This is a genomic window from Allobosea psychrotolerans (assembly GCF_002917105.1).
Lineage (GTDB): Bacteria > Pseudomonadota > Alphaproteobacteria > Rhizobiales > Beijerinckiaceae > Allobosea > Allobosea psychrotolerans.
The window spans coordinates 101,279-115,459 of sequence record NZ_PQFZ01000006.1 but is presented as its reverse complement, the minus strand read 5'-3'; the positions used below and the strand labels follow the sequence as shown (position 1 = coordinate 115,459).

At 66.9% G+C, this 14,181-nt stretch carries 13 protein-coding genes; 8 read left to right on the top strand and 5 right to left on the bottom strand.

The window, feature by feature from the left end; genetic code table 11:
- Positions 1-159: 159 nt before the first annotated feature.
- The 3 genes from CYD53_RS12495 to CYD53_RS12485 form a co-directional block, all read right to left on the bottom strand.
- Entirely contained in the window at positions 160-1,026 is an 867-nt protein-coding gene (locus CYD53_RS12495) for an ABC transporter permease (RefSeq protein WP_103718418.1), read from the bottom strand.
- A complete protein-coding gene (locus tag CYD53_RS12490) occupies positions 1,023-2,066 on the bottom strand; it encodes an ABC transporter ATP-binding protein (protein WP_103718417.1) in 1,044 nt (347 codons plus the stop codon). Before CYD53_RS12490 ends, CYD53_RS12495 begins: the two co-directional genes overlap by 4 nt.
- 177 nt (positions 2,067-2,243) lie before the next feature.
- Positions 2,244-3,281 (bottom strand): ABC transporter substrate-binding protein, encoded by a 1,038-nt coding sequence (locus CYD53_RS12485; protein WP_103718416.1) that lies wholly within the window; start codon positions 3,279-3,281, stop codon positions 2,244-2,246.
- Between the two features lie 121 nt (positions 3,282-3,402).
- Between CYD53_RS12485 and CYD53_RS12480 the strand changes: the two genes are divergently transcribed.
- A complete protein-coding gene (locus CYD53_RS12480; protein WP_103718415.1) occupies positions 3,403-4,347 on the top strand; it encodes a LysR substrate-binding domain-containing protein in 945 nt (314 codons plus the stop codon).
- Between the two features lie 33 nt (positions 4,348-4,380).
- Here CYD53_RS12480 and CYD53_RS12475 read toward each other — a convergent pair whose 3' ends face one another.
- Positions 4,381-5,277: a LysR substrate-binding domain-containing protein gene (locus tag CYD53_RS12475; RefSeq protein WP_103718414.1), complete on the bottom strand. Its 897-nt coding sequence runs from the start codon at positions 5,275-5,277 to the stop codon at positions 4,381-4,383.
- A 131-nt stretch (positions 5,278-5,408) separates the two neighbouring features.
- On the opposite strand from CYD53_RS12475, the gene CYD53_RS12470 reads away from it, so the two are divergent.
- The 7 genes from CYD53_RS12470 to CYD53_RS12440 all read left to right on the top strand — a co-directional run bounded on the left by CYD53_RS12470 (position 5,409) and on the right by CYD53_RS12440 (position 12,570).
- Positions 5,409-6,590: a PLP-dependent lyase/thiolase gene (locus tag CYD53_RS12470; RefSeq protein WP_210202335.1), complete on the top strand. Its 1,182-nt coding sequence runs from the start codon at positions 5,409-5,411 to the stop codon at positions 6,588-6,590.
- A 41-nt stretch (positions 6,591-6,631) separates the two neighbouring features.
- Positions 6,632-7,480 carry a transporter substrate-binding domain-containing protein gene (locus tag CYD53_RS12465; protein ID WP_103718413.1) on the top strand — a complete coding sequence of 283 codons (849 nt, stop codon included), beginning with the start codon at positions 6,632-6,634 and terminating at the stop codon, positions 7,478-7,480.
- 84 nt (positions 7,481-7,564) lie between these two features.
- Entirely contained in the window at positions 7,565-8,227 is a 663-nt protein-coding gene (locus CYD53_RS12460) for an amino acid ABC transporter permease (RefSeq protein WP_103718412.1), read from the top strand.
- A 10-nt stretch (positions 8,228-8,237) separates the two neighbouring features.
- Positions 8,238-8,954: an amino acid ABC transporter permease gene (locus CYD53_RS12455; protein WP_103718411.1), complete on the top strand. Its 717-nt coding sequence runs from the start codon at positions 8,238-8,240 to the stop codon at positions 8,952-8,954.
- A 40-nt stretch (positions 8,955-8,994) separates the two neighbouring features.
- The gene (gene argH / locus CYD53_RS12450; protein WP_103718410.1) at positions 8,995-10,494 is read left to right on the top strand and encodes an argininosuccinate lyase; all 1,500 of its coding nucleotides are present in this window, start codon (positions 8,995-8,997) and stop codon (positions 10,492-10,494) included.
- Positions 10,491-11,258, top strand: coding sequence for an amino acid ABC transporter ATP-binding protein (locus tag CYD53_RS12445; RefSeq protein ID WP_103718409.1), 768 nt, complete (start codon positions 10,491-10,493; stop codon positions 11,256-11,258). The genes argH and CYD53_RS12445 overlap by 4 nt, the downstream gene beginning before the upstream one ends.
- Positions 11,251-12,570 carry an NAD(P)/FAD-dependent oxidoreductase gene (locus CYD53_RS12440; protein WP_103718408.1) on the top strand — a complete coding sequence of 440 codons (1,320 nt, stop codon included), beginning with the start codon at positions 11,251-11,253 and terminating at the stop codon, positions 12,568-12,570. Before CYD53_RS12445 ends, CYD53_RS12440 begins: the two co-directional genes overlap by 8 nt.
- A gap of 175 nt (positions 12,571-12,745) precedes the next feature.
- On the opposite strand, the gene lpdA is transcribed toward CYD53_RS12440, so the two are convergent.
- On the bottom strand, positions 12,746-14,143 hold the full coding sequence (gene lpdA / locus CYD53_RS12435) for a dihydrolipoyl dehydrogenase (protein ID WP_103718407.1): 1,398 nt from the start codon (positions 14,141-14,143) through the stop codon (positions 12,746-12,748).
- Between the last annotated feature and the right edge of the window lie 38 nt (positions 14,144-14,181).

Here is a 14,181-nt window from a genome sequence, read left to right as displayed (position 1 = left end):
GGCGTGCTGCGACTCCGTGAGCCCTCATCCTGAGGAGCGCCGAAGGCGCGTCTCGAAGGATGCTCCAGATGGTTCCGGAGCCCCCTGGAGCATCCTTCGAGACGCCATTCCCACGGGAATGGCTCCTCAGGATGAGGGCTGTGGTTCTGGTGCGGAGCCTCATTCGAACACCTGTGCGTAGCGGCGTTCGATCAGCCGGTTGGAGCCGACGGTGATGGCGACGAGGGCTGCGAGCAGCAGCACGGCGACCGCCGCGCCGAGCGGCCAGTTCAGCGTGTTCAGGAACTCGTCATAGGCGAGCGTGGAGGCGACCTTGAGCCGCCTTCCGCCGATGATCGCGGGCGAGGCGAAGGCGCTCGCCGCCAACGCGAAGACGATGATGCCGCCAGACAGCATGCCGGGCACGATCTGCGGCAGGATCACGCGACGCCAGATCGTCAGCCGGCCCGCTCCGAGCGAGAGCGCGGCGTTCTCGATCTGCGGATCGAGCCGCTGCAGCGAGGCCCAGACGGCGAGGATCATGAAGGGGATGAGGACATGGATCAGCGCGACGACCACGCCCGTTTCGGTGAACATGAATTCGAGCGGGGCGTGGATCAGCCCCGCCGCCATCAGTCCCTGATTGACGAGGCCGGTCGAGCCCAGGAGCAGCGCCCAGCCGAGCGTGCGCGCCACGACCGAGACCAGGAGCGGCCCGATGATGGCGAGCAGGCAGATGCCGCGCCAGGCCGGCGACATGCGGTTGAGGATATAGGCCTCGGGCACGCCGATCAGCATGCAAAACAGCGTCACCAGCACGGCAATCCGGAAGGTGCGCAGGAAGATCTCGAAGAAATAGGAATCGGTGAAGATCTCGTGGAAGTTCTTCAGCGTGAACTCCGGCACAATGCCCTTGTACTGGCCCCAATCGTAGAAGGAGAGCAGCACGGTCATCACCAGGGGAATGACGACCAGGCCGAGGAAGACGAGCAGGGCCGGTCCCGTCAGCCAATAGGGCGTGGCGCGTTGCGAGAGGGCGCGATTCATCTCGCATCCCCCGGCGCAAGCAGCGCGGCGTCCGAGGGGGCGAAGCTCAGCGTCACGGTCTCGCCCTCGGCCGGGACGGGCTGGCCGTCATTATGGCGCATCAGGATGAGTGGGCCGGCGGCGCTGTCGGCCGTCAGCAGCCAATGCGCGCCCTGAAAGACCCGGCTGGTGACGCGTGCCTCGAAACCGGGCGCGCCTGCTGCGGCGAGGTGGAGCCGCTCCGGCCGGACCGCGAGCTGGACCGGGCCTGTGCCCGCGCCCGGGATAGGCAGGGTGAAGGCGCCGATGCTGACCGCGCCGCTGCCGTCGCCCGTGCCGCGCAAGACATTGGTCTTGCCGAGGAAGCTCGCAACGAAGGCGCTGGCGGGCTTGCCGTAGACGGCGTCGGGCGCGCCGATCTGCTCGACGCGGCCCTGGTTCATCAGCACGATGCGGTCCGACAGCGCCATCGCCTCGTGCTGGTCATGGGTGACCAGGATTGTCGTCGTACCGATCGAGCGCTGGATCTGGCGCAACTCGCTCTGCATCTCCTCGCGCAGCTTGGCGTCGAGATTGGAGAGGGGCTCGTCGAGCAGGAGCAGGGCCGGCTTGATCACCAGGGCGCGGGCAAGCGCGACGCGCTGCTGCTGACCGCCCGACATGCGCTTGGGATAGCGATCGGCGAAGCCCTTCAGCCCGACCAGCGCCATCGCCTCCAGCGTGCGCGTCTCGCGCTCGGCCTTGTCGATCCCGCGCATCTCGAGCCCGAAGGCGATGTTCTCAGCCACCGTCATATGCGGGAACAGCGCATAGCTCTGGAAGACGATGCCCAGCCCGCGCTTGTTGGGCGGCACGGCGACGAGATCACCGCCATCGAGCAGGATGCGGCCCCGGTCGACCGGCACGAAGCCGGCGATCATCTGCAAGGTCGTGGTCTTGCCGCAGCCGGAAGGGCCGAGCAGCGAGACGAACTCTCCGCGCTCGACCGAAAGGTCGAGCGCTTCGACGGCAACGGCGCTGCCGTAGGACTTGCCCAGCCCTTCGAGAACGAGATGCGACATGTGTTTTGAATCGCTTTTTGCTTGAGCGCGGGCGTCATGGTCGGGCTTGCCCCGACCATCTCGTGCGGCTTGGGCGAAGGCCCAGGTCACGAGATTCTCGGGTCGCCGCGGAGTTTATCCTTGGGCCGATCGAAGATCGGCCCCGAGGGCGGCGCCCGAGAATGACGGCTTCGTGGCTTACCGCTCAACCTCGCGGTTCCAGCGCTTGGTCCATTCCTCGCGCTTGGCGTTGGCGATGTCCCAATCGACCGCCTTGAGCTTCTTCACATCCTCGCCATAGGGCAGGCCCTTCTGCTCCGCGGTCGTCAGCGTCACCGTGGTGTTGGCCGGGCCGAAGCCGGCTCCGGTCGCCATCACCTTCTGGATCGGCGGCGAGAGCATGAACTGGATGAAGGCGTTGGCCTCGGCCGCGTTCTTGGAGCCCTCGATCGGGCAGGCGGCAACGCCGAGCGCATAGCCGCCTTCCTTGGGATAGACGAACTCGACCGGGAAGCCGGTATCGGCGAAGGCCTTGACGCGGCCCGAACCCCAGACGCCGAGCACGGCCTGCCCGTTCTGGAAGAGCTCGGTCATCTTCGCCGGAGAGGGCTCATAGGCGACGATGTTGGGGTTGATCTCGTCCTTGAAGGCCTTGAAGCCGGGCTCGATGTTGCCCTCGCCGCCGCCGCCGAGCTGCGCGAAGGCGATGAGGGCGTGCAGGCCGTAGGTGTTGTTGATCGGCGGGACCACGATCTTCTTGCCGTAGGTCTTGGCCTTGAGATCGTTCCAGGAGGTCGGAGCCGGCCATTTGTTCTCGTCGAAGACCTTCTTGTTGTAGAACAGCCCGGTGCCGACGAGGCCGAGCCCCACGCCCTTGTTCGACTTGAACTTCATCACCGGCGCGACGTCCTTGTAGACGGGGCCGTCGGTCAGCGTGCCGCAGAAGCCCAGCGCCACGGCCTGATAGGCCGGGCCGTCATCGACGATGGCGACGTCGATCTGCTGGTTGCCCTTCTGCGCCTGCAGCTTGGCCAGCGTGTCGGTGGAGTTGCCGGCGACGTATTCGATCTTGACGTTGGCCTGCTTCTCGAAGGCCGGAATGACCTCCTTGCGCATCGTCTGCTCATAGGAGCCGCCATAGCCGGCGACGAACAACGTCTTCTGCTGCGCCATGGCCGCTCCGGCCGTGCCGAGCGCCGTGGTGGTCAGCAGCAGTCCTACCCAAGCGAATTTCATAGACCCCTCCTCATTTTTTGAGTGATGCGGGAGGGTCTGCGACAGTTTCGACTTGGTCAAATCGAATGATTCGTTCAATCCATGCCAAAATGTTATGGTCTGTGGAGGGCTGGGTCGTCACATGCTAAATCCGCGCCAGATCGAGGCTTTTCGCGCCGTGATCGTCACCGGCGGCGTGACAGCGGCGTCGCGCGCGCTCCACATCACCCAGCCGGCGGTGACGCGGCTGATCCATGATCTGCAATATGCGCTCGGCCTGCGCCTGTTCGAGCGGCGCGGCACGCGCCTGGTTCCGACCAACGAGGCGCTCTCGCTCTATCGTGAGGTCGAGCGCCAGTTCGTCGGCCTGGAGCGCATCGAGAGCGCGGCGAAGAACCTGCGCGAAGGCCGCTCCGGGCGGCTGCGGATCGCGGCGCTGCCGACCTTCAATGTCGGATTCCTGCAGCGTATCGTCGGCATTTTCCTCAAGGAAAAGCCCGAGATCGAGCTCTCCATCTATGGCAGCATCTCGTCGCAGGTCGTCGAGTGGGTCGCGAGCGGTTTCTGCGATATCGGCTTTGCCCAGGGGCCGCTCGACTTCCCCAATATCGACGTCGAATGGCTGCCGCTGGTGCAGAGCGTGGCGGTCATTCCGGCCGGTCACAGGCTGGCGGCGAAGGCAGTGCTGGGGCCGCGGGATTTCGTCGACGAGCCTTTCGTCTCGCTCGAACAATCGACACAGACGCGCTACCGGATCGACGCGATATTCGCGAGCGCGGGCGTGACCCGGTTGACGCGGGTCGAGACGCCGCTGTCGATGATCGCGTGTTCGCTGGTGGCGGCCGGCGCTGGGCTCTCGATCGTCGATCCGTTCACGGCGGCCGAATACGACGGACGCGGTATCGTGGTGCGCCCGTTCACACCGGCGTTGAAATACGATATCGGCGTGGTCTGGGCGACCGGGCGCTTGCGGTCGGCGCTGGCGCTGGAACTCGCCGACAAGGTCCGCACGGCGATCGCCGAACTCGCGCGCGCTGCCGATGCCGGCGTTGCGGGACTGCCGCCCTCGGGCTTGCCTGTTTCCTGATTGGGGCGCCCCGCGCCATGCGCGGTGAAGCGGTCATTCCGCCGGTTCGTATTGTCGCAACGCGTCGCGGACGATCTGCAGGAAGCCGTCGACGAGGACATTGGCTTCGTGATGGGTCGGAAACAGCGCATTGCCCTCGAAGACGATCGCGGGCTTGAACGGTCGGAATGTGATCCCCGTATGCCGATAGTCGTCGGCGACGATCGGGTTGACGATGCCGATGCCGAGGCCCTGCCCGACCAACGCGCAGATCGTCGCCCCGAAGGGCGATTCCAGCGCGAGCTGGCGCTTGACGCCCAGCCGCTCGAAGACGCGGTCGACACGCGCCCGGGCGCCGTCCTCCAGCGCCAGCGAGATGAAGGATTCGCCCTCCAGATCCTCGGGGACGATGACCTCGCGGCTCGCCAGCCTATGTCCCGGCGGAAGGGCGCAATAGCCGGGCAGGCTGTAGAGATGGCGAACCTCGATCGAGGGCGACCCGACGATGTTGGCGACGAAGCCGATGTCGCAATAATGCGAGGACGACCAGCGCGTCACCGTCGCCTCGCTGCGCATCTGCAGCGAGATCGTCACATTCGGATAGCGCTCCTTGAAGACACGGATGCAGCGCGGCACGAAGCCCAGCGCCACCGCCGGCATCGCCGCGATGCGCAGACGCCCGGTGCCGAAGAAGCGGATGTCCTTGGCCGCCTGCGCCAGGTTCTCCAGGCCGAGGAAGCTGCGCTCGACCTCGCGGTAGAAGGTCAGCCCCTCGTCGGTCGGCGTCAGGCGGCCAGCCTTGCGCTCGAACAGCCGCAACTCGGTGGAGGCTTCGAGTTCGGCGATCAAACGGCTGATGCTGGGTTGCGAGGTGTGCAGCTCCTGCGCCGCCGCTGTCATCGAGCCGCGCAGCATGATGAGGCGAAAAGCCTCGACTTGCCTCAGGTTCATGCCGGACCCCATATCAAGAATGAATAGCAACCCGAAAAAATGAGATTTGACCAGATGGGGGCGGGCCTCAATACTTTTTACCCATGGTCATGCCCTCAGCCCAAGCCTTGGCCCCAGCCCGCAATCCGCGTTTGACAGCTCTGGCCTGTCTGCGCTGCGACCTGGCTTTGCCGGTCGCGACGCATGAGGGTGGCTGTCCACGCTGTGCGCGCGACGGGCACGCCTCCAATCTGCGCCTGGTCTATGCGCGGGATGGAGAGGCGCCGGCGACAGGGATCGCGCTGCCATTTCCCGAGGCGCTCTCGCTGGGCGAGGGCGGGACGCCCTTGGTCGAGGTCCCGGAGCTTGCCGCGGCTGTCGGCGTCGGCCGGCTGTCGCTGAAGCTCGAATGGTGCAACCCAACCGGCTCGCACAAGGACCGCATGAGCGCGCAATTGCTGGCGCGGGCGCAGGATCGCGGCGCGCGGCTGGTCGTCGCCGCGTCCAGCGGCAATGGCGGCTTGTCGGTCGCGGCTTACGCAGCGCGCGCCGGCCTCGCCGCCGAGATCGCGGCGACGGATGAGCTGCCGGCCGCCTATCGCCGGGCGATCGGCGCCTATGGCGCCGGCATCGTGACCTTCGCCGACAGCCTGGAGCGCTGGCGCCATCTCGCCATCCGCGTCGCAGAGGGGGCGTTCGCCGCGACCAATTATCATCTGCCGGCGGTCGGGACCGACCCGTTCGGGATCGAGGGATACAAGACGGTCGCCGCCGAGATCGCCGCATCCGCCATGCCCGATCTCGTCGTCGTTCCCTGCTCGCGCGGCGATCTGCTCTCGGGCCTGTCGCTCGGCTTCGCCGAGATCGGGCGCGGCATGCCGCGGCTGGTGGCGGCCGAGCCCTTCCCGCGGCTTTCGCGGGTGATGGCGGGCGAGGATTATCGCGGCGACTTTGCCGGCGAGACCACGCAATTCTCGATCGCCGGGAGCACCGTCACCTGGCAGGCCGTCCAGGCCTTGCGGGAGAGTGGCGGCTGCGCCGTCCCGGTCGGCGACGATGCGGCACGCGCGGCCGGCGCAAGACTTAGCGCGATCGGCTTCCATGCCGAGCTGTCGGCGGCAGCGGCACTGGCTGCGCTCACCGAACTGGCGCGGGACGGCTCGCTTGGCGGGCGCCACGCCGTGCTGGTCCTGACCGGATCGGGCTTCAGGGACCCGACGGGGACAGCGGACGACGATTTGGGCCTCCGCGCTGCGGATGGCGCGGCGAGCCGGCCTCAGTCGGAACGGAATCAACAACAGGCCAAATGGCCCAATCAGAGGGATAACGGATGACCATGACTCAGTTTCAGACTTGGACACAGTTTCAGAGCCGGATGCAGTCTCACAGCCGGCGCCTGCCGGTGCTTTCGACGCTCGCGGCCCTTGCCGCGACCGTCTTGTCCGCCGGGCTCGCGAGCGCACAGTCCCTGCCGCCGCTGCCCGCGGCGATCAAGGCCGCAGGCCTGCTCAAGGCTGGGGTGCGCTGCGACCAGCCGCCCTATGGCTACAAGGACGAGACCGGCAAATTCGCCGGCGTCGAGACCGACATGGCGATCCAGATCGCCGCCTGGGCCTTCGGCTCGCCCGACAAGATCGAATTGACCTGCGTGACCGCGGAGAACCGCATCCCGCAGCTCTCCGGCAAGAAGGTCGACCTCCTGATCGCGACGCTTGGCGTCACGCCCGAGCGCGCCCGCGTCATCGACTTCTCGAAGCCCTATCGCTGGGGCGGCAGCGACATGCTGGTCGCCAAGGACAGCCCGATCAAGAAGCTCGACGATGTCGCCGGCAAGATCGTGATCATGCTGAAGGGCTCGACCCAGGCGAAATGGTTCGAGGACAACATGCCGAAGGTCGACAACCTCAGGCTCAACACGGCTTCCGACGCCTTGCAGTCGCTGAAGCAGGGGCGCGGCGACGCCTATACCCATGACGCGGCGACGCTGATCGTGATCGCGGCCAAGGACCCGTCCCTGCGCCTCGTCGGGGAGCCCTTCGCGATTTCCGATGCCGCCGTCGGTGTGCGCAAGAACGAGGCGGAATGGCTTGCCTATGTCGATGCCGCGCTCGACCGGATGAAGGCCGAGGGCCTCTACGCGAAATGGGTCGAGAAGTGGATTCCGGCCGATATCCGGCCTTTCTACACCGAGGCCTTCGAGAAGCCGAAGCCGACCGCGCGCTGAGGCGCGATCGCGATTGCCGGGGCGGCGTCGTCGCTCCGGCCGTTTCTTCCGGCCTTCTCTTCGTCGCGCAGGGATATCCGCAGGATGGAATTCGACCTCGCCTATCTGATGGCGCAAGGGCCGGCGCTGATGCGCGGCCTGTGGCTGACCGTGCAGGTCAGCGCGATCTCCATCGTGCTGTCGATCGTCATCGGCTTGATGGGCGCGGCGGCCAGGGTGCTGAAGCTGCCGGTGCTGGACAAGCTCGTCATCGGTTACGTCGAGTTCATCCGCAACACGCCGCTGCTCGCCCAGCTCTTCTTCATCTTCTACGGTTTGCCGACGATCGGGCTCAAGCTCTCGCTGTTCTGGTCGGGCGTGCTGAGCCTGACGCTCTGGGCGGGCGCCTATCAGGTCGAGAACATCCGCGGCGGGCTGGAGACGGTCGCGAAAGGCCTGCGCGAGGCGGCCTTCTCGCTGGGGCTGACGCCCTGGCGCTTCTTCCGCCTGATCGCGGCGCCGATGGCGATCCGGGTCGGCCTGCCCTCGATGCTCAACACCTCGATCTCGCTGTTGAAGAACTCCTCCTATCTCCAGGCGATCGGCCTGGCCGAGCTGACCTATGTCGCGATCGACCGGATCTCGATGGATTTCCGCACGATCGAGATGTTCGCGGCGATCTGCGTGATCTATCTCGCGCTCGTCCTGGTGCTTTCCGTCTTCGCCAACCGCCTCGAGAACCGGCTGAACAAGCCGTTCCGGGTTTGAGGAGGCGAGCATGACACTCCTCGTCAAGAACCTGCCCTTCATCCTCCAGGGCATCGGCATGACCCTGGCGCTGGCGCTGGCGACGCTGCTGATCTCGACCGTGATCGCCTTCATCCTGGGCATCCTGGCGACCTTGCGCTTCCGCTGGCTGCGCTGGCTGGTCAAGGCCTATGTCGAATTGTTCCGCGACATCCCGCTGATCGTGAACATCTTCTTCGTCTTCTTCGTCGCACCGCTGTTCGGCATGGAGCTGTCGCCTTTCGCGGCCGTCACGGTCGGCCTCTCGCTCTGGGGCAGCGCCAACGGCACCGAGATCGTACGCGCCGGCTTCGCCGCGGTGCCCCGGCATCAGTGGCAAAGCGCAGCCGCGCTCGGGCTGAAGCCCTGGGAGGTGTATCTCTTCATCACCGGCCCGCAGGCGCTGCGCTCGATCCTGCCGCCCTTCGTCGGCTTGCTGACCTTGCTCGTGCAGGCGACCTCGCTGGGCGCCCTCGTCGGCGTCAGCGAGTTCTTCAAGGTCGGCCAGATCATCGTCGAGCGCACCACGATGATGGAAGGCTGGAATCCGGCCTTCACCGTCTATGGCGCGGTGCTGCTGATCTATTTCGTCATCTGCTCGGCGCTGACCTGGTTCGGCCGCTGGCTCGAACGCCGCCTGAAGAACGACCAGCGCAGGCCCGCCTCGGCGGGCCCGCTGCTCGTGAAGCCGCTGACGCAGCTGCCCTGACGCTCACCCGCACAACACGACAACGCCCGAGGATATCGCCATGGAATCGAAAGTCAGCCGCCGCTTGACCGAGACGGTCGCGCAGGAAGTCTGCGACCATATCTACGGGCCGCGCCTCGCCCGCGATTTCCGCGCCGTCTTCGGCTACATGACCGATCTCAACCAGGCCCATGTGCTGATGCTGGCGCGCTGCGGGCTGATCTCGCCAGATGCCGCCAGGACGCTCGCGGCCGGCCTGCTGCGCATGGAGGAGGAGGGGCCCGAGGTCGTCGAGCTCGATCCGCAGCGCGAGGATTCCTACTTCAACTATGAGGCCCATCTGATCAAGCTGATCGGCACGGATGCGGGCGGTCGCATGCATATCGCCCGCAGCCGCAACGACCTCACCGCCGGGCTCGATCGCTTACGCGCCCGCGATCTCCTGCTCGACGCAGGCCAGGCTTTGCTCCAGGTCGAGGAGCATGCGCTCGATGGCGCCTTTCGCTTCCGCGATGCGGTGATGCCGGGCTACACCCATCTGCAGCCGGCCCAGCCAGTGACCTATGGCTTCTATCTCGCCGGCGTGGCGCAATCCTTCGAGCGCGATTTCGGCCGGCTCTCCGACGCGTGGGCGCGCACCAATATCAGCCCGCTCGGTGCGGGCGCGCTCGCCGGCACGACCTTCGCCATCGACCGGCATGCGGTTGCAGCCACGCTCGGTTTCGAGGGGCTGATCGAGAACACGCTCGACGCGGTGGCGACGCGTGATTTCGGCCTCGAGATCCTGGCCGATCTCTCGCAGATCGCGATCGGCTGGAGCCGCGTCGCGCAGGATTATCACGTGCTGGTCTCGCATGAATTCCAGACGATCGAATTCCCCGATCGCGTCACCGGCACCTCCAGCATCATGCCGCAGAAGAAGAACCCGGTCGTGCTGGAGCACCTCAAGGGCAAGGCAGGCCATCTGCTCGGGCTCTATGTCGCCTCCGCCACGGCGGTGAAGGGCACGCATTTCACCAACACGATCGACGGCAACCGCGAGGGCATGCGCGGTGTCTGGGAGGCGGGCGAGGAAGCCCTGCGCTGCCTTGCCCTGTTCGACCTGATCATCGCCACCGGCCGGCCCAACGCCGCCCTGATGAAGCGCCGCGTCACCGAGGATTTCGCCTCGGCGACGGATCTTGCCGATGTGCTGGTGCGCGACGCCGACCTCTCCTTCCGCGAGGCGCATCACATCGTCGGCGCCGTCGTGCGCGCAGCGATGGACCGTGGGCTCGCGGCCGACGGTATCACGACCGAAATGGTCGATGACGCGGCCCGCGACCAGCTCGGCCGGCCGCTCGGACTGTCGCCGGAGCTCGTGCGCGTCAGCCTCGACCCGACCGCAAGCGTCGCGGCCCGCACCCTGCCGGGCGGCCCGGCGCCCGAGGCCGTGGCGCGCTCGGTCGAGGCGGCTCAAGTGCGGCTGGAGACGCGCCGCGCCGATCTTGCGGGCAAGCGCGGCCGCCTGCAGCAGGCGCGCGAGGCCCTGAAGCGCGACATGCGCCAGCTCGCCTCATGAGCAAGGCCAGCCCGCTGATCTCGCTGAAAGGCATCGGCAAGCGTTTCGGCGCCCATGCCGCGCTTCAGGGCATCGATCTCGATGTCGCGGCCGGCAGCGTCGTCGTGCTGATCGGGCCGAGCGGCTCGGGCAAGAGTACGCTGATCCGCTGCATCAACGGGCTGGTGCGGCCCGATGAGGGCTCGTTGACGGTCGCCGGCCGGGCCGTCGACATCCATGACGAGGGCGCCTGGCAGGGGCTGCGGACGCAGATCGGCATGGTCTTCCAGGACTATGCGCTGTTTCCGCATCTCACCATTCTGCGCAACATGACGCTGACGCCGCAGCGCCGCCGCAAACTGCCGCGCGCGGTCGCGGAGGAGGAGGCGCGCAAGCTGCTCGCGCGCGTCGGCCTCGCCCACAAGGCCGAGGACTATCCCTCGGCGCTGTCGGGCGGGCAGCAGCAGCGTATCGCCATCGTCAGGGCACTCGCCATGCAGCCCAAGGCGATCCTGTTCGACGAGCCGACCTCGGCGCTCGACCCCGAGACCATCACCGGCGTGCTCGACGTGATGCGCGATCTCGCCCGCGAAGGCACGACCATGGTCGTCGTCACCCATGAGATGGGCTTTGCCCGCGAGGTCGCCGACCGCGTCGTCTTCATGGCTGACGGGCGCATCGTCGAGCAGGGGCCGCCCGTCGAATTCTTTGCCAACCCACGGCATGAGCGCACGCGCGCGTTCCTGTCCAACATCAGATCTTTTGGGGAGGCGAACCATGCCTGACCAGACCAGCGTGCTGGCGCCGAACTTCACCACCGATCCCTATTGGTGGGATGCAGCCCCGCCCGAGGCTGCGCGCGATCCCTTGCCCACGCAGACCGACGTGCTCGTCGTCGGCTCCGGTTATTGCGGGCTCTCGGCCGCAGCCGAGCTTGCCCGCAACGGGGTCGACGTGACCGTGGTCGACGCCGAGGAATTGGGGGCGGGCGCCTCGACCCGCTCCGGCGGCATGGTCTCCAGCGGCCAGAAGCTCGTCATCGGCGGCGCGATCAAGGGTGTCGATGCCGCGCGGATGGAGCGGCTGCTGGAGGATTCGCTCGCCTCCTACGATCATCTGAAGACATTGATCCGCGAGCAGGGGCTCGATGCGGATCTCGCCGTGCTCGGGCGCTATTTCGGCGCGCATGTGCCCAGCCATTACGACCGCTTGCGCCGGCAGGGCGAACTCCTGGCGAAGCATACCGGCGTCACCGTCCACGACATCCCCAAGGCCCGCCAGCACGAGATCACCGCGACGGATTTCTATCATGGCGGCATCGTCATCGACGATTATGGCGGGCTTCACCCGGCGAAATACCACCGCGCGCTGCGCCACCTCGCCGCCGCCAATGGCGCGACCCTGCGCTCGCATGCGCCGGTGCTGAAGGTCGGCCCTGCCGAGGGCGGTTTCCACATGGTCGAGACCGGTCGCGGCATGATCCGCGCCCGCAACGTCTTCTTCGGGACCAATGGCTACACCGACAAGGCGCAACCCTATCTGCAGAGGCGCATCGTGCCGGTGCGCAGCTACCAGATCGCGACCGAGCCGCTGCCGCCGGAACTCATGGCCGAGATCAATCCCGGCCGGCGCATGATCACCGACAGCAAGCGCGAGCTGATCTATAGCCGCCCCTCGCCGGACGGCACGCGCATCCTCTTCGGCAGCCGGCCGGGCATGTTCAGCATGGCGGAGGGCGAGGCCGCACTGAGGCTCCATGCGATGATGCTGAAGGTCTGGCCGCAGCTTGCGGGCTACAAGGTCACGCATTGCTGGAGCGGCAAGGTCGGCATGACCGCCGACAAGATCGCCCATATGGGCCGCCGCGACGGCGTCGATTTCGCCATCGGCTGCAACGGCAACGGCGTCGCGCTGATGAGCTATCTCGGCCATCAATCAGCGCTGAAGCTGCTGGGGCGGCAGAACCGGGCCTGTGCCTTCGACGATCCGGCCTTCCCGGCGGTGCCGCTCTATAACGGCACGCCCTGGTTCCTGCCCATCGTCAGCGGCTGGTATCATCTGCAGGACGCGATCGACCGGCGCATGGCGCGGTTTTAGGGCGCGAGCAGGCCCTTAGAGCCATTGGCAACATCAGCCCATCCTGAGGAGCGCCGCAGGCGCGTCTCGAAGGATGCACCAGCTTGCACGGGAGCCTCCTGGAGCATCCTTCGAGACGCCATTCCCAGGGGAATGGCTCCTCAGGATGAGGGCTCACGGAGTTTCAAGCAGGCGCTCAGATGTGGATGGCGTGGCCCAGCGCCATCAAGGCCGCTTCCTGTACGGCTTCGCCGAGCGTCGGATGGGCGTGGATCGTGCCGGCGATGTCCTCCAGCGTCGCGCCCATCTCGATGGCGAGGCCGAAGGCCGAGGACAGCTCCGAGACGCCCTGGCCGACCGCCTGGACGCCAAGCACCAGCTGCGTCTGCGCCTGCGCGACGATACGGACAAAACCCTCCTCGCCATGACGAGTCATGGCCCGGCCATTGGCCGCGAACGGGAATTTCCCGGTCTTGATCTCGATCCCGGCCTTGCGGGCCTCCTCCGGCGAGAGCCCGACCGAGACGATCTCGGGGTCGGTGAAGCAGACCGCCGGAATGCAGCGCTTGTCCCAGGCGCGGGCCAAGCCGGCTGCGATCTCGGCCACCATCTCGCCCTGGGCCATGGCGCGATGCGCCAGCATCGGCTCGCCGGTGACGTCGCCTATGGCATGGATGCCGCGCATCGAGGTCTCGCAGCGCTCGCCGATGCGGATGAAGCGGCCATCCATGTCGAGCACGAGTTCCTCGAGGCCGAGCCCGGCGGTGACCGGCGCCCGGCCGACCGTGACGAGGACCTTGTCGGCTTCGATGCGCTTTTCTTCACCGCCTGCGGTTTCGATGAGCAGCGCGTCGCCCTTCGGCGTCATACCGCGGGCTTTCGCGCCGAGCAGCACCTCGACGCCGAGCGCGGCGAGATGTCTTGCGACGGGCGCGGTCAGTTCGGTGTCATAGAGCGGCAGGATGCCTGCCTGAGCCTCGACGACCGTGACTTTCGCGCCGAGCTTGGCGAAGGCCGTGCCGAGTTCCAGCCCGATATAGCCGCCGCCGACCACGGCAAGGCGCCTGGGAACCTCGGTCAGCGCCAGCGCCCCGGTCGAGGAGATGACATTGCCGCCGAAAGGCAGGAAGGGCAGTTCGACCGGAGCCGACCCCGTCGCGATCACGATCGTCTCGGCCTTGATCGTTCGCGGCCCGGTTTCGGTCTCGACGATGACGGTCTTGCCGTCGCGGAAGCGGGCGCGGCCATGGACGATCTTGACCTTGGACTTGCGCAGCAGCGCCGCGACGCCGTTGTTGAGGCGCTGGACGATGCCGTCCTTCCAGGCCACGGCCTGCTTCAGGTCGAGCTTGGGAGCCGAGGCCGTGAGGCCGAAGGGCGTCTTGCCAGCCGCGGCATGGGCTGCCTTCTCGAACTCCTCGGCGACATGGATCATCGCCTTGGACGGGATGCAGCCGACATTCAGGCAGCTGCCGCCGAGCTTGGTGCTCTCGACGATGACGGTGTCGAGGCCGAGCTGGCCGGCGCGGATGGCGCAGACATAGCCGCCGGGACCGGCGCCGATGACGAGCAGCTTGCAGGTGATTTCTGTCATGGCGCGCTTCCGTTATCCGAGGTCTCGCGGTCGTCCGA

Coding starts and splice junctions, on each gene's coding strand:
- CYD53_RS12460 (WP_103718412.1), top strand. CDS start 7,565: ATGGAATTCGACCTCGCCTATCTGATGGCGCAAGGGCCGGCGCTGATG.
- lpdA (WP_103718407.1), bottom strand. CDS start 14,143: ATGACAGAAATCACCTGCAAGCTGCTCGTCATCGGCGCCGGTCCCGGC.
- CYD53_RS12480 (WP_103718415.1), top strand. CDS start 3,403: ATGCTAAATCCGCGCCAGATCGAGGCTTTTCGCGCCGTGATCGTCACC.
- CYD53_RS12445 (WP_103718409.1), top strand. CDS start 10,491: ATGAGCAAGGCCAGCCCGCTGATCTCGCTGAAAGGCATCGGCAAGCGT.
- CYD53_RS12495 (WP_103718418.1), bottom strand. CDS start 1,026: ATGAATCGCGCCCTCTCGCAACGCGCCACGCCCTATTGGCTGACGGGA.
- CYD53_RS12455 (WP_103718411.1), top strand. CDS start 8,238: ATGACACTCCTCGTCAAGAACCTGCCCTTCATCCTCCAGGGCATCGGC.
- CYD53_RS12465 (WP_103718413.1), top strand. CDS start 6,632: ATGCAGTCTCACAGCCGGCGCCTGCCGGTGCTTTCGACGCTCGCGGCC.
- CYD53_RS12490 (WP_103718417.1), bottom strand. CDS start 2,066: ATGTCGCATCTCGTTCTCGAAGGGCTGGGCAAGTCCTACGGCAGCGCC.
- CYD53_RS12440 (WP_103718408.1), top strand. CDS start 11,251: ATGCCTGACCAGACCAGCGTGCTGGCGCCGAACTTCACCACCGATCCC.
- CYD53_RS12475 (WP_103718414.1), bottom strand. CDS start 5,277: ATGAACCTGAGGCAAGTCGAGGCTTTTCGCCTCATCATGCTGCGCGGC.
- CYD53_RS12485 (WP_103718416.1), bottom strand. CDS start 3,281: ATGAAATTCGCTTGGGTAGGACTGCTGCTGACCACCACGGCGCTCGGC.
- argH (WP_103718410.1), top strand. CDS start 8,995: ATGGAATCGAAAGTCAGCCGCCGCTTGACCGAGACGGTCGCGCAGGAA.